Below are 614 nucleotides of genomic sequence, written 5' to 3'. Positions count from 1 at the left end.
TTTTTAGAATTTAGCTATATAATACCGAGAATTAAGCATTCATTAATTCTATGAACAGCTTATCAAGCACCAATTGCGTCTGAACATTTTGCTCCACCATCAATTTCTTCTGCTGTAGATCTGAATAAACTTCAAACAAACTTTCCAGATCATAGCATTGGCCAAGTTTTTGAAAATCCAGATCATCATTCTTGATTGACTGATTTAATTTTAAAGCAATGACATCAGCTAAAAGATATTCAAACATGATCAGAAATTCTGAAAAATTTAACTCCTTCGACCATTTGTTCGCGTAGTGCAAAGGCAAGTTCTTTTCGGTCACCAGTTTTAACCAGTCATTTAAAAATGTAGCCCGTTTCTCTAGCCATTGACTCTGTTGAATCTCAATTGCCTTTAACGGCATATCATTACCAAGCTTCAATAACAGTGAACTTTGCTCAGTCGTTAACTCTGGAATTTGCTGTTGTACAAAAGTCTGTGCCTCTTGAGGGGTTAGGCGATCCAAGGCGAAATGCTGTAAACGACTTCGAATAGTCGCAGGTAATTTCAAATAATGATCGGCAACTAAAATCAGCACCACACGCTCACCTGGTTCTTCCAAGGTCTTGAGCAAT

At 37.3% G+C, this 614-nt stretch carries 1 pseudogene; it reads right to left on the bottom strand.

Going from position 1 to position 614, the window contains the following annotated elements:
• Window positions 1-31: 31 nt before the first annotated feature.
• Window positions 32-614, bottom strand: a pseudogene (locus tag B4H32_RS11535) (DNA polymerase III subunit delta'); the annotation flags it as partial.

Source organism: Acinetobacter sp. UBA2063 (genome assembly GCF_002333245.1).
GTDB lineage: Bacteria > Pseudomonadota > Gammaproteobacteria > Pseudomonadales > Moraxellaceae > Acinetobacter > Acinetobacter parvus.
Note: the sequence above shows the minus strand (reverse complement) of the source record. Positions and strands in the feature narration are given on the sequence as shown.